General features: G+C 51.0%; 16 protein-coding genes. 14 read left to right on the top strand and 2 right to left on the bottom strand.

Going from position 1 to position 17,965, the window contains the following annotated elements; translation table 11 throughout:
• The first annotated feature begins 15 nt into the window (after positions 1-15).
• The 7 genes from AC6RNO_RS01440 (at position 16) to AC6RNO_RS01470 (ending at position 6,571) form a co-directional block, all read left to right on the top strand.
• Positions 16-1,596: an ABC transporter substrate-binding protein gene (locus AC6RNO_RS01440; protein WP_497104298.1), complete on the top strand. Its 1,581-nt coding sequence runs from the start codon at positions 16-18 to the stop codon at positions 1,594-1,596.
• Positions 1,597-1,609: 13 nt separating this feature from the next.
• A complete protein-coding gene (locus AC6RNO_RS01445) occupies positions 1,610-2,554 on the top strand; it encodes an ABC transporter permease (RefSeq protein ID WP_474680883.1) in 945 nt (314 codons plus the stop codon).
• Between the two features lie 4 nt (positions 2,555-2,558).
• Entirely contained in the window at positions 2,559-3,377 is an 819-nt protein-coding gene (locus AC6RNO_RS01450; RefSeq protein ID WP_474680884.1) for an ABC transporter permease, read from the top strand.
• Positions 3,378-3,393: 16 nt separating this feature from the next.
• The gene (locus AC6RNO_RS01455; RefSeq protein ID WP_497104299.1) at positions 3,394-4,374 is read left to right on the top strand and encodes an oligopeptide/dipeptide ABC transporter ATP-binding protein; all 981 of its coding nucleotides are present in this window, start codon (positions 3,394-3,396) and stop codon (positions 4,372-4,374) included.
• On the top strand, positions 4,371-5,342 hold the full coding sequence (locus AC6RNO_RS01460; RefSeq protein ID WP_488438509.1) for an ABC transporter ATP-binding protein: 972 nt from the start codon (positions 4,371-4,373) through the stop codon (positions 5,340-5,342). Before AC6RNO_RS01455 ends, AC6RNO_RS01460 begins: the two co-directional genes overlap by 4 nt.
• Before the next feature lie 23 nt (positions 5,343-5,365).
• A complete protein-coding gene (locus AC6RNO_RS01465; RefSeq protein WP_497104300.1) occupies positions 5,366-6,175 on the top strand; it encodes a metallophosphoesterase in 810 nt (269 codons plus the stop codon).
• A gap of 114 nt (positions 6,176-6,289) precedes the next feature.
• Positions 6,290-6,571, top strand: coding sequence for a hypothetical protein (locus tag AC6RNO_RS01470; protein WP_497104301.1), 282 nt, complete (start codon positions 6,290-6,292; stop codon positions 6,569-6,571).
• Positions 6,572-6,792: 221 nt separating this feature from the next.
• Here the strand turns inward: AC6RNO_RS01470 and AC6RNO_RS01475 are convergent, their stop codons facing one another.
• Positions 6,793-7,692, bottom strand: a complete 900-nt coding sequence (locus AC6RNO_RS01475) for an amidoligase family protein (RefSeq protein WP_497104302.1) — start codon at positions 7,690-7,692, stop codon at positions 6,793-6,795.
• Positions 7,693-7,824: 132 nt separating this feature from the next.
• A complete protein-coding gene (locus AC6RNO_RS01480) occupies positions 7,825-8,187 on the bottom strand; it encodes a hypothetical protein (RefSeq protein ID WP_497104303.1) in 363 nt (120 codons plus the stop codon).
• Between the two features lie 396 nt (positions 8,188-8,583).
• Here AC6RNO_RS01480 and AC6RNO_RS01485 point away from each other — a divergent pair, with 396 nt between their 5' ends.
• From AC6RNO_RS01485 to AC6RNO_RS01515, 7 genes are all read left to right on the top strand, one after another.
• Positions 8,584-9,141: a 4'-phosphopantetheinyl transferase superfamily protein gene (locus tag AC6RNO_RS01485; RefSeq protein ID WP_497104304.1), complete on the top strand. Its 558-nt coding sequence runs from the start codon at positions 8,584-8,586 to the stop codon at positions 9,139-9,141.
• A 172-nt stretch (positions 9,142-9,313) separates the two neighbouring features.
• A complete protein-coding gene (locus AC6RNO_RS01490; RefSeq protein WP_497104305.1) occupies positions 9,314-10,459 on the top strand; it encodes a thioesterase domain-containing protein in 1,146 nt (381 codons plus the stop codon).
• On the top strand, positions 10,434-10,946 hold the full coding sequence (locus AC6RNO_RS01495) for a hypothetical protein (protein ID WP_497104306.1): 513 nt from the start codon (positions 10,434-10,436) through the stop codon (positions 10,944-10,946). The genes AC6RNO_RS01490 and AC6RNO_RS01495 overlap by 26 nt, the downstream gene beginning before the upstream one ends.
• Positions 10,947-11,284: 338 nt before the next feature.
• On the top strand, positions 11,285-12,247 hold the full coding sequence (locus AC6RNO_RS01500; RefSeq protein WP_497104307.1) for an acyltransferase domain-containing protein: 963 nt from the start codon (positions 11,285-11,287) through the stop codon (positions 12,245-12,247).
• A 221-nt stretch (positions 12,248-12,468) separates the two neighbouring features.
• Positions 12,469-15,588 carry an ATP-binding protein gene (locus tag AC6RNO_RS01505; RefSeq protein WP_497104308.1) on the top strand — a complete coding sequence of 1,040 codons (3,120 nt, stop codon included), beginning with the start codon at positions 12,469-12,471 and terminating at the stop codon, positions 15,586-15,588.
• A complete protein-coding gene (locus tag AC6RNO_RS01510) occupies positions 15,581-16,693 on the top strand; it encodes a response regulator (RefSeq protein ID WP_497104309.1) in 1,113 nt (370 codons plus the stop codon). The genes AC6RNO_RS01505 and AC6RNO_RS01510 overlap by 8 nt, the downstream gene beginning before the upstream one ends.
• Positions 16,694-17,253: 560 nt before the next feature.
• A complete protein-coding gene (locus AC6RNO_RS01515; protein WP_497104310.1) occupies positions 17,254-17,961 on the top strand; it encodes a glutamine amidotransferase-related protein in 708 nt (235 codons plus the stop codon).
• Positions 17,962-17,965 lie beyond the last annotated feature (4 nt).

Below are 17,965 nucleotides of genomic sequence, written 5' to 3' on the forward strand. Positions count from 1 at the left end.
GGAGGAAGAGAAACCATGAAAAAGAAAATAAGCAAACAACCGGTTGTTTTTGTATGCTGCGTTTTGATGCTCGTCCTTATTCTAGCTGCGTGCAGTCCGCAGAAGTCCGGCCAGGACACAGCCGCCGGCAGTCCCCAGCAGAGTCCGAAAGCGGAAACGGCCGCAGCGGCCAAGCAAGGGGGAACGGTCAGACTGCCGATTGCTACGGAGCCTGATAATCTGGACCCGTATTTATCCTCAGCGACGGATACGGCTTCCATGATGGACAATGTGTTCGACGGTTTGCTCGGAAATGACGACAAAGGGAGTATGGAACCCGCAATCGCCGAGTCCTATCAAATTACCGACAACGGGCTTACATACACGTTTAAGCTGCGGCAAAATGTCAAGTTTCATAACGGCCAGCCGCTAACTTCTCAGGATGTGAAATATTCGTATTCCCGTTTGGCCGGTCTTAACGGCGACAAGCCGCTGTCGTCTAAATTCGAGATGGTGAAAAGCGTCGATACGCCTGACGACTATACGGCGGTCATTCATTTGAAAGTGAGCGATTCGTCGTTTATTTCCCGGACGACTACGGCTATTTTGCCCAAAGATTATAAAGATCAAAGCAAGCAGCCGATTGGCGCAGGACCATTCAAATTTGTGGAATACAAACCCGGGCAGTCGCTCGTTCTGGAGAAAAATAAAGATTTCTACAATCCCGATAAAGCCGCCAAATTGGATCGGGTGGAGTTTAAATTCATGACCGATGCCAACGCAACTTTGCTGGCGTTAAAATCCGGCGCCATCGACATGATCCCGTCGGTTTCGGCGCAAGGGCTGCAGCAGTTGGGAGATGGCTTCAATTACGTCAAAGGTCCGCAAAATATGGTGCAGTTAATGGCATTAAATAATAAAGTGAAGCCGCTGGACGACCTCAAAGTAAGACAAGCCATCAATTATGCGATCGATGGGGATGCGATTATTAAAACGATTGTGGACGGAAATGGCACAAAGCTCGGCTCCAATATGAGCCCGGCGATGGCGAGCTTCTACGAACCGGGTCTTGACACGATGTACAACGTGAATGTAGAAAAGGCCAAAGCTTTGCTTGCCGAGTCGGGTTATCCGAACGGCTTCGACCTGGAAGTGACCGTTCCGTCCAACTACAAAACCCATGTGGACACCGCCCAGGTCATCGCCGATCAGTTGAAGGCGGTCGGCATCAAAGTGCAGATCAAACAGATCGAATGGAGCAAATGGCTGGATGATGTGTACACGAAACGCAATTACGTATCTACTGTAATCAGCTTTACAGGCAAGCTGGACCCTTATGATGTGCTAATCCGGTACGACAGTTCTTACGGCAAAAATTTTATTAACTACTCCAATCCGAAATATGATGAGCTTATGAAGCAGGGGACGCTGGAATCGGATACCGCCAAACGGATCGAAATTTATAAGAAAGCGCAGCGTTTGCTGACGGAAGAAGCGGCATCCGTCTATATTATGGACATGAACCAAACCGCAGCGATGAAAAAAGGATTGAACGGATTCAAAATTTATCCGAACCAATTGCTGAATATGGCGGATTTGTACTACACCCAATCCTGATGGAGGGTATACAGTGACCGTTTTTGCCCGAAAAATCGCAACTTTGCTATCTACGGTACTATTCGTATCCGTGATTACCTTTTTCGTATTTCAAATCCTTCCCGGAAACCCGGTGCTCATTATGTTAGGCGTTGACGCCGATCCGAGGCAGGTCGAAGTTCTGGAACAGCAGATGGGGCTGGATCAGCCGGCCATTGTCCGCTACGCCGAATGGATTCAAGCGGCTCTCCACGGCGATCTGGGGATGTCTGTCCGCTATCAGCTTCCCGTCTTTCAGCTTCTGGGCGACCGTCTGCCGGTCACGTTGTCTTTGACTTTCATTTCCATGGGGTTGATCGTGCTGATCGGTCTCCCCCTGGGCATTTTCATCGCAACCCGCAATGGAAAACCCGTGGCCTATCTGTTATCTTTTATCACGCAATTAGGGCTGGCGATTCCTTCCTTTTGGCTGGGCATCGTTTTGATTTTTATATTTTCGGTCGTGCTGCGCTGGCTGCCTTCCGGGGAATATGTGAGCTGGAGCGAAGATCCGTGGAAAGCGTTCAGATCGCTGCTGCTGCCCTCGACGGCGCTTGCGATTCACAATACGGCAGTCCTCATCCGCTATATCCGAAACACCGTCATGGACCAAATGAAACAGGATTATGTGAGGACGGCCAGGAGCAAGGGATTGAATGCGGCCGCCATTTTATACGGACATGTCATCCGCAATGCTTTTGTTCCGGTATTGACCGTGCTCGGTTTGATCGTGGCGGAAACTTTGGGCGGCAGCATTATTGTGGAAAATGTGTTCAGTCTGCCCGGTTTGGGCAGCTTGCTCGTGACGTCCATCAACAGCAGAGATTTGCCGCTCGTTCAAGGAATGGTTCTCTACATCGGCATCACCGTCGTCATGATTAATTTCATCGTGGACATTTTGTATAAAGCAGTCGATCCAAGAATCGGTAGAAAGGGCTAATTTGATGAAGTTGAGCAGATTTTATAAGAACGTCCATCTCATGATCGGCGCCTTCTTGTTCGCTATCCTGTTTATCGTCTTTTTGGTCGGCTTGTTTTACACGCCTTATGCCACGGAGGCGATGAACACGGGACAGCGCCTGGCCCACCCGAGCGCAGCCCACTGGTTCGGCACCGACAATTTCGGGCGGGACATCCTGAGCCGGATTATGGAGGGCTCGCGGATCGTGTTTTATGTCGGCAGCTTATCTGTTACGATCGGATTGACCGGAGGCCTGCTGATCGGTGCGACGGCCGGTTATTTCGGAGGCTGGATCGATGAGTTGGCTATGCGGGTTATGGACGGTATGATGGCGTTCCCGGGCATTTTGTTCGCGCTCATGCTCGTCACAGTGTTCGGGCCGGGGCTGGGCAATACGATTATCGCGCTGGGCATTATGAGCATTCCCGGATTTTCGCGCATCATTAGGAGCGGAGTCATCCAATACAAGGAGTTTGAATTTATCAAGGCGGCCAAAGTGCGCGGTGCGGGTCCGCTCCGCATTATTTTTCGCCACATTTTGCCGAACATGACCTCGCCGCTGATCGTGGCGGCGGCGCTCGCGGGTGCGGGATCGGTTTTGGCGGAAGCCGGGCTCAGCTATTTGGGTCTGGGGGTTCAGCCGCCGCTGGCCAGTTGGGGGAGAATGCTGAACGAGGCGCAGGTATACGTGATGTCGGCTCCCTGGTACACGATTATTACGGGAAGCTTCATTACGCTGATGGTACTCAGCTTGAATTTTTTGGCAGACGGCTTAAGAGATTTGGCCGATAAACGGAAGTAACGGAAGAGGAGGGCGTATGGCTAACGAATTACTTCGCATCGATCGTTTAAATGTCCGCTTTTCTACGGACAAGGGCGAATTCAGGGCGATCAAGGACGTATCTTTTCATATTCGCGAAAACGAAGTGGTCGGCTTGGTCGGGGAGTCCGGCTGCGGCAAAAGCGTCACTTCGCTGGCGTTAATGGGGCTCTTGCCGGCGAACGCGCGCAGCGTGTCCGAACAAATGCGGTTTCAGGGCAGCGATCTGTCCGGACTGGATGAAAAGGGCTGGATGAACGTTCGCGGCAACCGGATATCGATGATTTTTCAAGAGCCCATGACTTCACTCAACCCGCTTATTCCCGTGGGCAGGCAGGTTGCGGAAGGATTAATCCGGCATCGCGGATTGTCGGCAAAGCAGGCCAAAGCAAAAGCGCTTGAAGTGATGCATCAGGTGGAGCTCCCGCGAGCCGAACAGCTGTACGACAATTACCCGCATCAGCTCTCCGGCGGAATGCGCCAGCGCGTCGTCATTGCCATGGCGCTCGTCTGCGGCCCGCAGTTGCTGATCGCCGATGAGCCTACAACCGCGCTGGACGTGACGGTGCAGGCCCAGATTCTGGCCCTCCTGAAAACCATTCATTCCAGGCAAAATACGTCCATCTTGTTTATTTCGCATGATTTGGGCGTTATCTTTAATTTGTGCCAGCGCATTATCGTCATGTACGCGGGCCATATCGTGGAGGAAGCGGATAAGGCCAGTTTGAGCCGACGGCAGCTGCATCCTTATACGAAAGGGCTGATCGAGTCTTTGCCGACCGCCGAGAAAAAAGGCAAGCCGCTCTACACGATGCCGGGCTTCGTTCCCTCCATTCAAGAGGAACAAAAAGGGTGCCCTTTTGCGCCGAGGTGCCCTAAAGCGGACAAGCGCTGCCATGAAGAGCTGCCGCAGTTGGAAGAGAAGGCGCCCGGCCATCAAGTGCGCTGCCATTTCCCGAACATGGAGGCTATCGTATGAGCGAACCGCTTGTTGAAGTCAACGGACTGCACAAATATTTTCCGGTTCCACGCAAACATATGCTGGAGAAGCGCTCGCACGTCAAAGCGGTCAACGGCGTATCGTTCGAAATCCGCAAAGGCGAAATTTTCGGACTCGTCGGCGAGAGCGGGTGCGGCAAATCGACATTAGGCCAAATGCTGGTGCGGCTTTTGCCGATGACAGAGGGGACCTTGGCTTTTCGCGGCCAGGACATTACGAATGTCAAAGGGAAAGAGCAGCAGGAATTGCGCAGGCACATTCAAATGATTTTCCAGGACCCGTACTCGTCGCTAAATCCGAAAATGAAGGTGCAAGCGATCCTGGAAGAACCGCTGATCATTCATCGGATGGGGGACCGTGAGGCCCGCCGGCAAGCCGTCGTACAAATGCTGCGGCACGTAGGTCTGGACGAAACCTATCTGGACCGCTATCCGCACGAATTGAGCGGAGGCCAGCGGCAAAGAGTGGGCATCGCCTGCGCGCTCATCCTGAACCCGGAATTTATCGTTGCCGATGAAGCCGTCTCCGCGCTGGACGTTTCCGTTCAAGCCCAAATTTTGAACCTGCTTCGAGAGTTGCAGCAGCGCTTTGATTTAACGCTGCTGTTTATTTCCCACGATTTGAATGTGATTCAATATATAAGCAACCGCGTCGGTGTCATGTATATGGGGGAAATGGTGGAGATTGCGGACGCGGACTTGATCGGGAGCAAGCCCATGCATCCGTATTCGCAAGCTTTATTTTATGCGGTGCCTGATTTGAACCGGCAGGATGAGGACAGCAATCCATTCCTTGTTCAATCCGGCGCCCCCGCGTCCGGTTATGTGCCTGACGGTTGCTCGTTTCACGGCAGATGTCCTTTTGCGCAGCCGCAGTGCACGCAGATCAAGCCGCAGCTAAGGCAAATTGCGGACAAACATTTTGTAAGGTGCCATTTGTACGAATAAAAAAGCCGAGAGGGGAAAGTCCGATGAAAACAGGCGTAATTTCCGATTTGCATCTGGATATCAATAAGGAGAAGGCGGTTTTGCCCGCTTTATGCGATGCCGTCAAACAGAATGAGTTACAATTGCTGATTATCGCCGGCGATCTGTCGAATGATTACTTGAAAAGCATAGAGGCCGTACGGGAAATCGAAAAGCTTACGGGGATTAAAGTATTGTTCGTTCCGGGCAATCACGATTATTGGTCGGTGAACGGCGAGGTGCAGAATACTTGGGAGACTTACAAAAAATTCCAAGGAGCGCCGGGCTGCCTGAGCGGGGAACCTTATTACCCGAACGACAACTGTGTCATTATCGGGGACTCGGGGTGGTATGACTATTCGTTTGGCGATCCGCGCTATTCGGTTGAGCAGTTTGACCGGATGATGACTGCGGACAGAACGTGGGGGGACAGCTTGCACGTACGATGGGGAAAGAGCAACAAGGAGATGACCGAATTTTTTTACGACAAATTGAAAAACGAGCTGGCGCAGCACAAGGGCAAAAAAGTCGTGCTGGTTACGCACATGCTGACGCATCCTTTTTTCAAAGTGCCGGCGGACCGCGAACCATGGGACTATTTCAACGGTTTTTTGGGCAGCGAAAAGTACGCCGAGCTGTATGAAGACCCCCTTGTCAAATTCGGCATTATGGGACATGTCCATTACAGAAAATCAACTGCCTATGCGCATACGCAGCTGATTTGCGCCTGTCTCGGATACGCCAGCGAATGGAAACGGCCTGACAACGTAGCCGTTGAGATTCATGATGCGCTGAAGGTGATTGATTTGGACTAGCCGGCTACTAGAAACGCGACTTGGAGGAGGCGCCCGCAGGGAAGCGCTGCTAGAGTCTGGCGGGAAATCGGGTGGCCATGCGCAGAAAGCCTACAAGAGTGCAGTTTTTGAAGGATGAGAAACCCACATGCCAGAGCCGACCGCACCATCAGCCTGGTCGCGCGAAGAAAACCTGCAAAAGTGCAGTTTTTGCTCGATGGATACGCTGGCCACGACAAATTCCTGCAATTGTGCAGGCTTTTCGCTGCGAACATGGGCTACGGTTCATTTTCAGCAAAAATTCCTGCACAATTGCAGGCTTTTCGCGAAAATGAACCTTTTTTACGGAAAAAACCTGCACTTTCGCAGGTTTTTCCGTGCCAAGTAGCCTTGCCGCCCACCTCAGCCCCGCAGTGAAGGAGAGGTGAGGCTCACTTCAGCCCTACAACCCCTGAGAGGTCTATTCTAGCTCCGCAACCCAAGCAGGAGAGGCCTTCTACAACCCGTACAGTCGAGGTGGGCCCACCACAGGTCTGCGCAGGAGAGGCGAGAAGGCCCACTGCACCTCCGCACCCCGTATAGGCGAGGCCCACGGCGGGGGACTCTGCGAATATCGCGGCAGCGGCGGAAGGTTCAAATTATTGCTGACGCACTAGAGTCCAGCCTGCGGAAGGGGGTTGGACAACATAGTTGAACAACTGTCCGTCAGCGTCTTCTATGACAATCTTAATGCCGTCCGAGACAGGCAGAATGTGGAGAATTTCACCGTCTTGCACAAGCTCAGCCGCAAGATCGGTTACAGCCGGAAAAAGGGATTCCTCGAGCCAAATTCTTTCCTGATACCAGCGGGGAATCGGCACTGGCACCGGATAGCCTGTGGCGGGAGCTTCCAGTTCCGCCGCAAGGCTTTGCGGGTCGCACGAAAGCTTGCGGCCGGCGCCGATCGCCGCTACGAACCGCAGACAAAGCTCGATCGTATTGAGCACCTCATCGTAGTCCAAGGTGCCGTTCGCATAGCGAATTTCCACGGTGCCGATATCATACCAGGCCCCGACATTGATTCCGCAGCGATGGGATTGAGGGCGTCCCCGATGATGGACTGCGTCCGGACCCGGATCAGAAATAAAGCGGCTCCGCATCTCTCGAGTGAAAGGAGGGCAAAATATAAGCCGATGCTCGCTCGTCTGTAACAGCGCCCGGATCGTATGTTGATACAGTAGCGCTGCATCAATCAGCGGAAGCACGATATCTTGCCCCCACGATTCCAAACCGATATGAACATGGAGTCCGCAGCTCCAATTTACAGATGCTCCCTGCACATGCAGCCGGTTCAACATGACTCGTATTTGTTCCCGGTCTTCCCACAAGATCGGGGGCGTTTTAAGCTCGCTGCCCGAATCTGCGCCCGTCTCGTCAATCTGCAGCTCATCCAATGAAATAACCCATTCGGGCAGCAGCTCCAAATTTTCCGCATCGCCGCCGATAAACTCAATTTCAACACCGAATCTCAAGTCTTTCCAATCAACTGATTTAACCAACACACTCATCCTCTCATTGTCGAATTGAATGGGATAGAAAGCGCAATGAGAGGGGGGACCGCGAGATTACCGGGGGATTTTTTCTCTTGGCACAGCGACTCCTCCTTTTATTTGATGATGATATAAATGATATCACATATCCGTTCGTTCATTCGAGTGAATGATCTCAATGCCAAAATCGATTAACTGTTCGGCTCCCATCATGGTCATTTTCACTTTGGCCCGTTTTTTATGCTTGTCGATTTTTTTGATCGAGCTTTCCATTCCTTTTAACGGACCTGCCTGAACGATTATACGCGATTCCTTGAAATAGACTTGGGAATATTCGATAGTTTCGCTGTGATGAATAAGCTTCAGCACTACGAGTATTTCCTCTTCGGGCACTTTTCTTTTAGGAATCACACAATGCAACACGCTGCTATCAAATTTCAGATCAAGCCACTTCTTGGTTTTCAATTGTGATCCTGATTTTACGAATAGCACGTACCATGACATGAGGTGAAACTCCTTTTTGTTTTTTTTATGGGTATAATACCAAAAAACTATAGAGAAAATGTCGAATCATAGTTTCTATGCGAAGAAACCGATATTATTTTCTTGCAGAACTAGTAGTTTACTGATATAAAAAAATATAGTATTATATGGGTAATTCATTACTTTATGTAACATTAACTTACGTAAACTTAATCGACGTTTCGGCGCGTTAGGTGCGTGTAAGGGCCATAGTCATGCACATGGTGCTGCGTAATGCTTGCGAAGCCTCCCTGCCAGGGGAGGATCCGCAGGCATTTTTATGTTTTCTTTTCCGGCAGGGAGGACTTTTACGGTTGATGGAGCGTCAGATTGAGAATCTGCTGTTCTCTCAAGTTTGAACGGAGAATCAAAAGTTATTTGGCAGGCAGGTACGCAGCCAAGAGAACCGTCTCTCTTCACTTGAAGGAGAACGATTTGCAGCAAATTTGCATTGATCAAGGCATCTTTACCCAGCCGATTGTCGCTCATCGGCCCAATGTTCAGGTCAGCATCACCCACTGCGAGAACCTGGCTGCCGCCGTCGCTTTTTCGGAAAAGCAGCCTTTGGGCATCGATATCGAGCTCATCCGGCCGGATAAGCTGGATATTTTGGAAAGTCAAGCGACTCCATGGGAACTCAAGCTCATTCACTCGCTGCCGTATTCGTTCGAAAGTATGCTGACCGTGTTATGGTCGGTAAAAGAAACGCTGTCCAAAGTGCTCAAGACCGGATTGATGGTGCCGCTTCGCATCTTTGAACTGAATCGGATTGAAATCGGGGAACATGGTTGCATAAGCCGGTATGAAAACTTTTATCAATATGAAGCCGCTTCTTTTTTTCTTCATCCGTTCGTCTGTTCGATTGTTTACCCCAAAGGGGTGGAGTTGGACGCCGATGCGGTCAAAAAGAGCTTAAACATACCTATTCGAATCTAACTGGGAGGATGGTAGAAGCTTATGGTAACTTATGTTTTTCCGGGGCAGGGAGCCCAAAGAAAAGGAATGGGAGCCTGGAGGCATCCGCCCGACAGATGCTTGCATTTGCAGAGCGCGAGCCATCATTTTCTTTGGCGGATTTACCTTTACGCTGCAAGTAGGGAGAGAGCCGATGGAATGCCGCCTCGCATTCGTGGCCGGGAGCAGGGGGGAGCTGATCGACGGTTTCAAATCGTTCCTTTCGGCGGAAGCGTCGACGATACCTATTTTTACGGGAGGCTCCGACCCGGATGACAGGAGCATGGTTTTCGGGCAGCCGGGAGATGATGCTTGGCAAGCGCTTTTGGCGGAAAATAATTTGCAGAAAATGGAATCGCATTGGGCAAATGGAGGCAAAATTCCGTGGGAATCGCTTCATGAAGGCGAAAACCCGCGGAGAATGTCGCTGCCTACGTATCCGTTCGAGAAAAGACGGTGTTGGCCGGAGCCTCATAAACCGGAATCCAATGCAGGACCGGTCAAGCTACCGGTCACAATCAGCAGCCGGGCTGCGGCTGGCGGCATCCCGTCCGACAGCCGCGTTCTTGATATCGCATCCCGCATATTGGGCATGGAACCTGCCGAGATAAATCCGGACATACCATTGGTTCAGTATGGGCTTGACTCCATTGTGCTGATGCAGCTGCAGCAGCAATTGCAAAATCAGGTGAATCCGGAGGTCGACACGGTCCAATTGCAGACGTGCAGGACGCTGCAGGAAATGATCCGCCTCGTCGAGCTTCACGAAGATAATAAGCCGCAGTTGTTCCAACAGCGAGCCAAGACCCCGGTTGCGGCCGGCTGGCCGCAGTTTCCCGAGCTTATTTTGCTGAACAAAGGCCAGGAGGGACTGCCTGTATTTTGGTTCCACGGCGGTCTTGGCGGAGTGGAAATGTATCAATCGCTTGCCCAAAAAAGCAAACGTCCGTTTTACGGAATCCAGGCAAGAGGATGGATGACCGACCGGTCTCCGCTGCAAGGAGTCGGGGCAATGGCGGCCTATTATGCGCACATTATTCAATCCGTCCAACCGGAAGGACCGTATGATTTGGGAGGATATTCGCTGGGCGGAGTGCTGGCCTATGAAGTCATACGTCAATTGCAGGAATTGGGAAGAACCATCAGTTCGGTTGTAATGTTGGATTCGCCTTTCGGCATAGAGTTCCAGCAAGGGGAAATTTCCAGAAAATCGGCGGTATTGCAGGCGGTGAACCTGGCGCTCGCGTCAAAAAATTTCCAAGAGCCGGAGAAATTTGCGCAAACCCTTATTCAGGGATGAATTGGATTTGAACGCGGAGGAAGAACAACTGCTGAAACAGCTTATCGAGCTTGGAAACGAACGCAGGCTCACCAAAACCGAAAGTCAAATCCATTCCATGATAGAAGCAAATATTAAAATCCAGCACGCTTACCAGTTCGACCGTTTTTCCGTTATGCCGCTTTCCGACGCCAAGGCGGTAACCTGCTACTATTTCCGCAATAAGCGCGGTCTTATTTTCGGGGAATTGGAGCCCTATTTTTCAACGACCGAAGACTCGTCCGCTTTGAACAGTGCCCAATATTGGGAGGAATGGGAGCGTCAATTTGCGAATCTGCACATCATCGATATCGATTCACCCAATCATATGGTGATGCTGTCCGAGCCCAAAGTGTATGAAACGATTTTTGAATTTTGCGAAAAGCTGTATGCCGGAAAAGGAGTAACGGGCAAATTTCTCCAGGCTTTTAAAACGAAGGCGAAGCAGCTGCACGGAAGCAAGGTTTGAACGGTTCCGTTCCGATGAGCGCGATTCAGCTATGAGAGTTTACCGGCCGGGGTACGCGAAACCGCGCTTGGCCGGAAGCTTTCTCATGCTCAAAAACGAGCTGGAGGGTCTATGGCAAATTACGAAGTGTTTCCATTGCGAACGGTTTCACACCCGTTTATTAATTCCTGCTTCAGGATTGCATATTTACGGGAGATACCGTTTTTATCGAAGGCTGCGGAAGCTGTGAGTTCAAAGGAAGTTTCAAATCGATTTTTTGCAGCACTTTGTTCATTTTAGAATGAGACCGAACCAGCGCAAAGCGTACAATTTTCAATAGACCTGGGGGTGAAAAAACAATGGGGAAAGCGATCGTGTTTTTGTTTTCCGGGCAAGGCTCGCAATATTATCACATGGGCAGAGAGCTGTACCGCCATCAGCCCGTGTTCCGCCATTGGATGCTGAAGCTGGACAAAATCGTCTGCGACATTTGCGGCAAATCAGTGGTGAGCGAATTGTACGATGAGGCTCGTCGCAGCAGCGACACATTTGATCGTTTGCACTACACGCACCCTGCCATATTTATGACTGAGTACGCCTTGGCGCAAGTTTTTATCGAAAATCGGATCTATCCCGACTATGTGCTGGGCACGAGCTTGGGAGAGTTTGCGTCCTGTGCGGTTGCGGGCTCGGTTGACTGCGATTCGGCACTGGAATCCTTGGTTGTCCAAGCCGAATGCATCCGAAATCAGTGCGAACCTGGGGGCATGACGGCCATTCTTGAGCGCAGCTCGCTATTTGATGCCGAGCCTTCGCTGAACCGGAACAGCGAACTTGCATCCGTTAACTATGACTCTCATTTTGTTGTTTCCGGGGGCGAAGAGGGACTATCGGAAGTGGAAGCGTTTGTAAAGAAAAACAACATCCTCTATCTAAGGCTGCCGGTTTCCTACGGGTTTCATTCCAGGTGGATCGATGCGGCCGGTCCGTCTTACCGGCAATATTTAAGCTCGGTTTCCTTCAAGTCCCCGCAGACTGCGGTTATATCCAGCCTCATGGGAGGGCCCTGTACCAACTTTGAAGCGGAGTTTTTCTGGAATGTCGTCAGGGAACGATTCGATTTCCGCGGCGCCTTGAGCCATGTGAGACCCGAGGAAAATACAATTTTTATCGATCTTGGACCGTCAGGCACGCTTGCGAATTTCGTCAAACGCAATTTGCACGATTTGGAAGGAGGGGCTGTACATACTGTGCTGTCTCCTTTCCATAAAGATATGTCCAGGCTGGAACAAGTCATCGACGCGATAACAACCAGCCGCTGAGCACGCCTAACGGTGTCACGAGCGGGCGGCCGGTCACAGCATGGCGAATCCGTCACCTTCAAAAGCAGTTCGATTCCGGCTTAGGCCCGGTTCGGACTGCTTTTTTTGTTGCCCGGAAGTCATCCCTTACTTGCGCCTATCTTGTGAGTTTTTTGTGAGTGTGCAATGATAGAATGACAAGATCAAGGTCGTGTGGTCGTATTCCGGAAGGGGACTATGTTTTGAAAAGGGGTCATTACCGCAAAATCATCGGAATCAGCTTGATTTTTGCGCTCTCTGTTGCGCTGTTCGCGGCAATTTATTCGCAAACGATACCGAATCGGGACATGCCGCCTGCAAAGCGCGGGGTGCTCGATTTGTCGAATTGGGACTTTCACAAGCAGGGATGGGTCAATCTCGATGGAGAGTGGGAGTTTTACGAAGGCGAGCTGCTGGAGCCTGCCGATTTTCGCGAAGGAACGCGGGCGGAAGTTTCATATTTATCCGCACCCGGCACTTGGCGGGGAAAATCAGCGAATGGCGGCATGAACAGCAAAGGCTACGGAACGTACCGGCTGAAAGTGTTGGTTAAAGATGCGAATGAAGTTTACGGTCTGAAAATAAGGAGCATCCGCATTTCCCACCGGTTGTTCGTCAACGACAAGCTGGAAGGCAAGAGCGGGCGTCCTTCGGCCGGTCTGGAGACGAATCAACCAGGCAATACGCCTTATACTGCGTTTTTTTACACGAACGACAAAGAAATCGATATTGTCATTCAAGTGTCCAACTACGTATTTGTCACCGGAGGCATCGTTAACTCGATCCCGTTCGGATTGGAAAGAGACATGACGAAGCTAAACGGGATACAACTCGGAACGGATATCGGGATTATGTTGATTTTGGGCATGTTCGGCGCGTATCATCTCAGCTTCTATTTCCTCGGGCGGCGAGAGAAAACGTATTGGCTCAGCGGGCTGTATTTGCTGATCCTGATGCTTGAAAAAGTGCTTTACGGCGAGAAAATTTTGCAGCGGGCGCTTCCCGGACTCCCTTTTGACATAGCCTACAAGCTGCTGGATATAAGCGAAGTTGTAAGCGCGGCAGTGATCATCGTGTTTTTCTGTTCCGTCGAGGCACGGCTAATGACGGCCCGGATCATGAAGTGGATACTTGCTCTGCCTGTCCTCTATATTGCGGCGGTTGTCGTGCTGCCTTACCGTATCCATATCTCTGCCAAATATGTTCTCATGCTTTACTTAGGCATAGTTACTCTATACATGATTGGCAGAATGTCGTATTTGTATAGTCAAAGCCAAAGAGGATCGTCCGAGCGGAAGGAATTGATGCTGTTTATTGGCGGATGCGTTTCGCTGGCGATCTTCCTGGTGGACGGGAGCCTCTACGCGGAAAATGTCGTCCCGACCGACCTGGCTGGCAAATTCGGGGTCATTTGCTTCATTATTTTTATCAATATTTTGCTCGCCGTCAGGTTCTCGAACGCTTATGAAAAGACGGAAATCTTATCGCATCAGTTGTCTGCTTCCATTCAGCTCAAAGACGAATTTTTGATGAACACGTCCCACGAGCTCAAGACTCCGCTGCACGGCATCCTGAATTTGACTTCCCATCTGCTGGATGACGAGGCCAACAATTTATCGTCGAAGCAAAAACAAAATCTTTGGCTTATCAAAGATACGTCCGTCAAACTGTCCATGCTGATTCATGATTTGATCGATGTCTCCCGCTTGAAGCATGGCGAGCTGCTCCTGCACCCGACGGTCGTGGATGTACGGGTGGCGGCGCAAATTGTGTTCGATGTGCTGCAATTTGAACTTGCGGGCAAAGCCGTGCGGCTGGACAATCAAGTCGGTTCCGACGTCTGGGTTCTCGCGGATGAGAATCGGCTGCGTCAAATTTTGTACAACCTTGTGAGCAATGCCATCAAGCATACGGACGCAGGGGTGATCAAAGTGATGTCTGGCGTCCGCGGGGATGCCGTAACGATTTCTGTGGAAGATACCGGAACCGGAATTGCGAAGGAAAGGCATGAAGCCGTTTTTGAATATTTTGAGCAGCTCGACGGGCCGCTGCCGAAGGACGGATATACAGGAATGGGGGTTGGTTTGTACATCAGCCGAAAGCTGGTCGAGCGGATGGGCGGACAAATTCGGGTGGATTGGTCGGAGGTCGGCCATGGCACGAGATTGACCTTTACGCTGCCGGCCGCAATCGAGCTGCCGGTTCATCGCGAAACGGCGTACGCCTGGGAAGAGCAGCAGCGGCATACCGGTAAAGAGCAGGATCTGGACAATTGGGAGGGGCACGAACATACGGTCATGATCGTTGACGATGAAGCTTCCAATATCCGTACTTTGCTGAATATTTTAGAGCGGCATCGCTACAATGTCGTCACCGCTTTCTCGGCGAAGGAAGCATTGGAGAAAATCGAAGAGTACCCGCAAATCGATCTCGTCATTCTCGATGTGATGATGCCGGGAATTTCGGGCATCGAGCTGTGCCGGAGACTGCGGAGCAGCCATTCCATACTTGATCTGCCCATTTTGTTCGCGACAGTCAAGGACACGCCGCAGGATATCGCGCTCGGTTTCGGGGCCGGGGCGAACGATTATTTGACCAAGCCGTTCGATGCCGAAACGCTTATTGCCAGAATCCGCACCTTGATCGCCGTGAAAACGTCGCTCCAGGAAGCGATTCGCAATGAACAGGCGTTTCATCACGCGCAGATCAAACCGCATTTTCTCTACAACGCCTTGAGCAGCGTCATTTCTTTTTGCTATACGGACGGGGAAAAAGCGGCGTATTTGCTGTCCATGCTCAGTCAATATTTGCGCTACATTCTGGATATGGATCGCTCCACGCTATTCGTCCCTCTTTATCAGGAAATGGAGCTGATTCATGCGTACGTCGAAATCGAGAAAGCACGTTTCGGGGAGCGCTTCGACTACGAATTTCATTACGACGAACGGATCGGGCATGTGGAAATTCCCTCTTTATGCATCCAGCCTTTTGTTGAGAACGCGATCCGGCACGGTTTGTTCGAGAAGGACGGCCACGGCAAGGTGACGCTGGCGATCAGCGAGGGCGACGGTTATATCCGGGTGGTCGTCGAAGACAATGGCGTCGGCATACCGGATGATCTGCTGTATCGCATGTCCAGAGGGGAGCTGAAGGACAGCGGCATCGGCATCCGCAATATCCGCAAACGTCTGGATTCTTTGCCGGGGGCGACTTTGACCGTCAGCTCCGAGATGGGAAGCGGAACGAAAATAACGATGTATTTGCCTGTAAGGAATAACGATATCGCCGGCTCAGGCGGGCGAGGGAGGGATAAGATTGTTTAATGCGGTCATTGTTGAGGACGAAATACCGATTTTGAATTTAATGAAATATGTCATCGGGCAAAACCCGCACTTCACGATCACAGGCGCGTTCACAAGTTCGCTTGAGGCGCTGGCCAGCCTGCCTGAGCTTCAGCCGGATGTCGCTTTCCTCGATGTGGAAATGCCAAGGATGAACGGGCTGGAACTGGCGGAAAAGATCGCTGAAGTGTCGGAGCATACGAAAATCATCTTCACGACAGCTTACAAGCAATACGCGCTGGATGCGTTCAAGGTGTATGCCTCCGATTATATTTTGAAACCTGTGACGCCCGCCGCGATCGAGCGGGTTGCGAATCGGCTCGTCAAGCTGCATCGCCCGGCCTCCGACGCCAAGCAGCAGGCGAGGCTTGCCTCGATCCAGTGCTTCGGGAGATTCGAAGTCCGAAATCGCGAAGGCTCGCTAATCCGGTTTCCGACACGCAAGACCGAGGAGCTGTTCGCATTTTTCCTCTGCCATCCGGATCAGGATATAAACAAATGGCAATTGGCGGACTTGCTATGGCCGGAAATGAGCGAGGACCGCGCGTCGCACAATTTGCACAACACGATGTATCGCTTGAAAAAACTGTTGAAAGAGCAAGAAATCGGCATGGACATTCAAAAAATGAACGAAGGGTACATACTGAAACCAGCCGATCAAGTGTACGATGTGTTGAAATACGAGCAGTACGGCTTTACCCCTGCGGAAGAGCTGAAGGATACGGCGAATGCGGAACATGTGTGTTCATTGTACAAAGGCCCCCTGTTGGACAGAAAAGATTACATCTGGAAAACTCCGCTTGAGGAAGGGTATTTCAAACAGTACACAGCGCTGATACGCAGTTTGATCCGGCACGATCTTGCAGGACAGGATTGGAAAAGGGCGGAGCAGCGGCTTGAAACGTATTTGACTCTGTATCCGCTGCATGAGGAAATGAATCAGATGCTGCTGGATATTTATGCAAGCACCGGGAACACGGAGCAGCTCGCCAAACAATACGCAAGGTACGAAGCCTCTTACCGCCGGGAAATGGGTCTGGAGCCGCCGCAGGAGATACGGAACCGGGTCGCGTTCTATCTAAAGTAAAGTTGGATCTAACGGTCTCTTCCTTGAGGAAGGGGCCTTTTTTTGCATGTATAGATGTTATAGTGCTGCACCTGCGAAATGCAGTTTTTTTCTCTGAATTTGGACTATTTTGGTGAAAAGCCTGCAAAAGTGCAGGAATTTTCGCTGAAAGTGAATCTGAGCCCCTGTGCGGGGCAAAAAGCCTGCACAAATGCAGGAATATTTCGTTTTCAGCGCATGAACAGGCGAAAACCTGCACTTTTGCAGGCTTTCTCGCGCTGCTGCTAGGCAACCTGGCGGTTAGGCATCCGGGCGAACCGGTCTGTGCGCGCGTTCCGTAACTGCCTGACTTTGCAACGTGCAGGGCAAATCTTTGTTATTTTACATAACACAAAATATCGATTATTCACAGAAACTTAACAAATCTTTCCGCTTTTCGTCATTTTATGTGATGAAAAATGACGCAAATATATCAAACCTGCATTGAAATAAATCGTAGAACGATATATATTGATAATAATTAGTTTGGTTTAGATATAATTAGTTTTATTACCGGATTGGATAAGGAGAGGATGAACAGGATGCGAATTCAATGTGTGCAGCATGTCTTTTTTGAAAACCCGGGAGCAATTACGGATTGGGCCCATGAAAGAGGGCACGAGTGTTCTGTCAGCCGATTATACGCCGGAGAAGAACTTCCGCCGATGGATTCATGGGACTGGATGTTCGTTCTGGGCGGACCGATGAGCGTGCATGACGAGCGTGAATACCCGTGGCTTCTTGGCGAAAAGCGTTACATTGCCGAAGCGGTCCGCAGAAACAAAACCATCATCGGCATTTGCCTGGGCGCACAATTGATTGCGGATGCGCTGGGTGCGATGGTATATCCGAACGAACAAAAAGAAATCGGATGGTTTCCGCTTCAATGGACGAAAGCGGGGCTGAATATGCCTGTTTTTCAGTCTTTTCCCGAGGCACCGATTGTGTTTCATTGGCATGGCGAGACGTTCGATTTGCCGGAAGGCGCGACATTGCTCGCGTCAAGCGCTGCGTGCCGCAATCAGGCATTCGCTTTTGGCCGGTCCGTGTACGGTTTTCAGTTTCATCTGGAAATGATGCAGGATAATGTCCGGTTGATCGTCGAGAACTGCGGTGACGAAATTGGCGATGCGATGTTTGTTCAGACAGCGGAGGAGATGCTGGACGCCGGGCCGCAGATGAAACAATCCGTCGCGCTGCTGGAAAGCTTTTTGAATCGGCTCGAACAAGCCGGCCAGTCAAGCGATTGAGGTG

It is taken from the genome of Paenibacillus sp. sgz302190, from assembly GCF_059820445.1.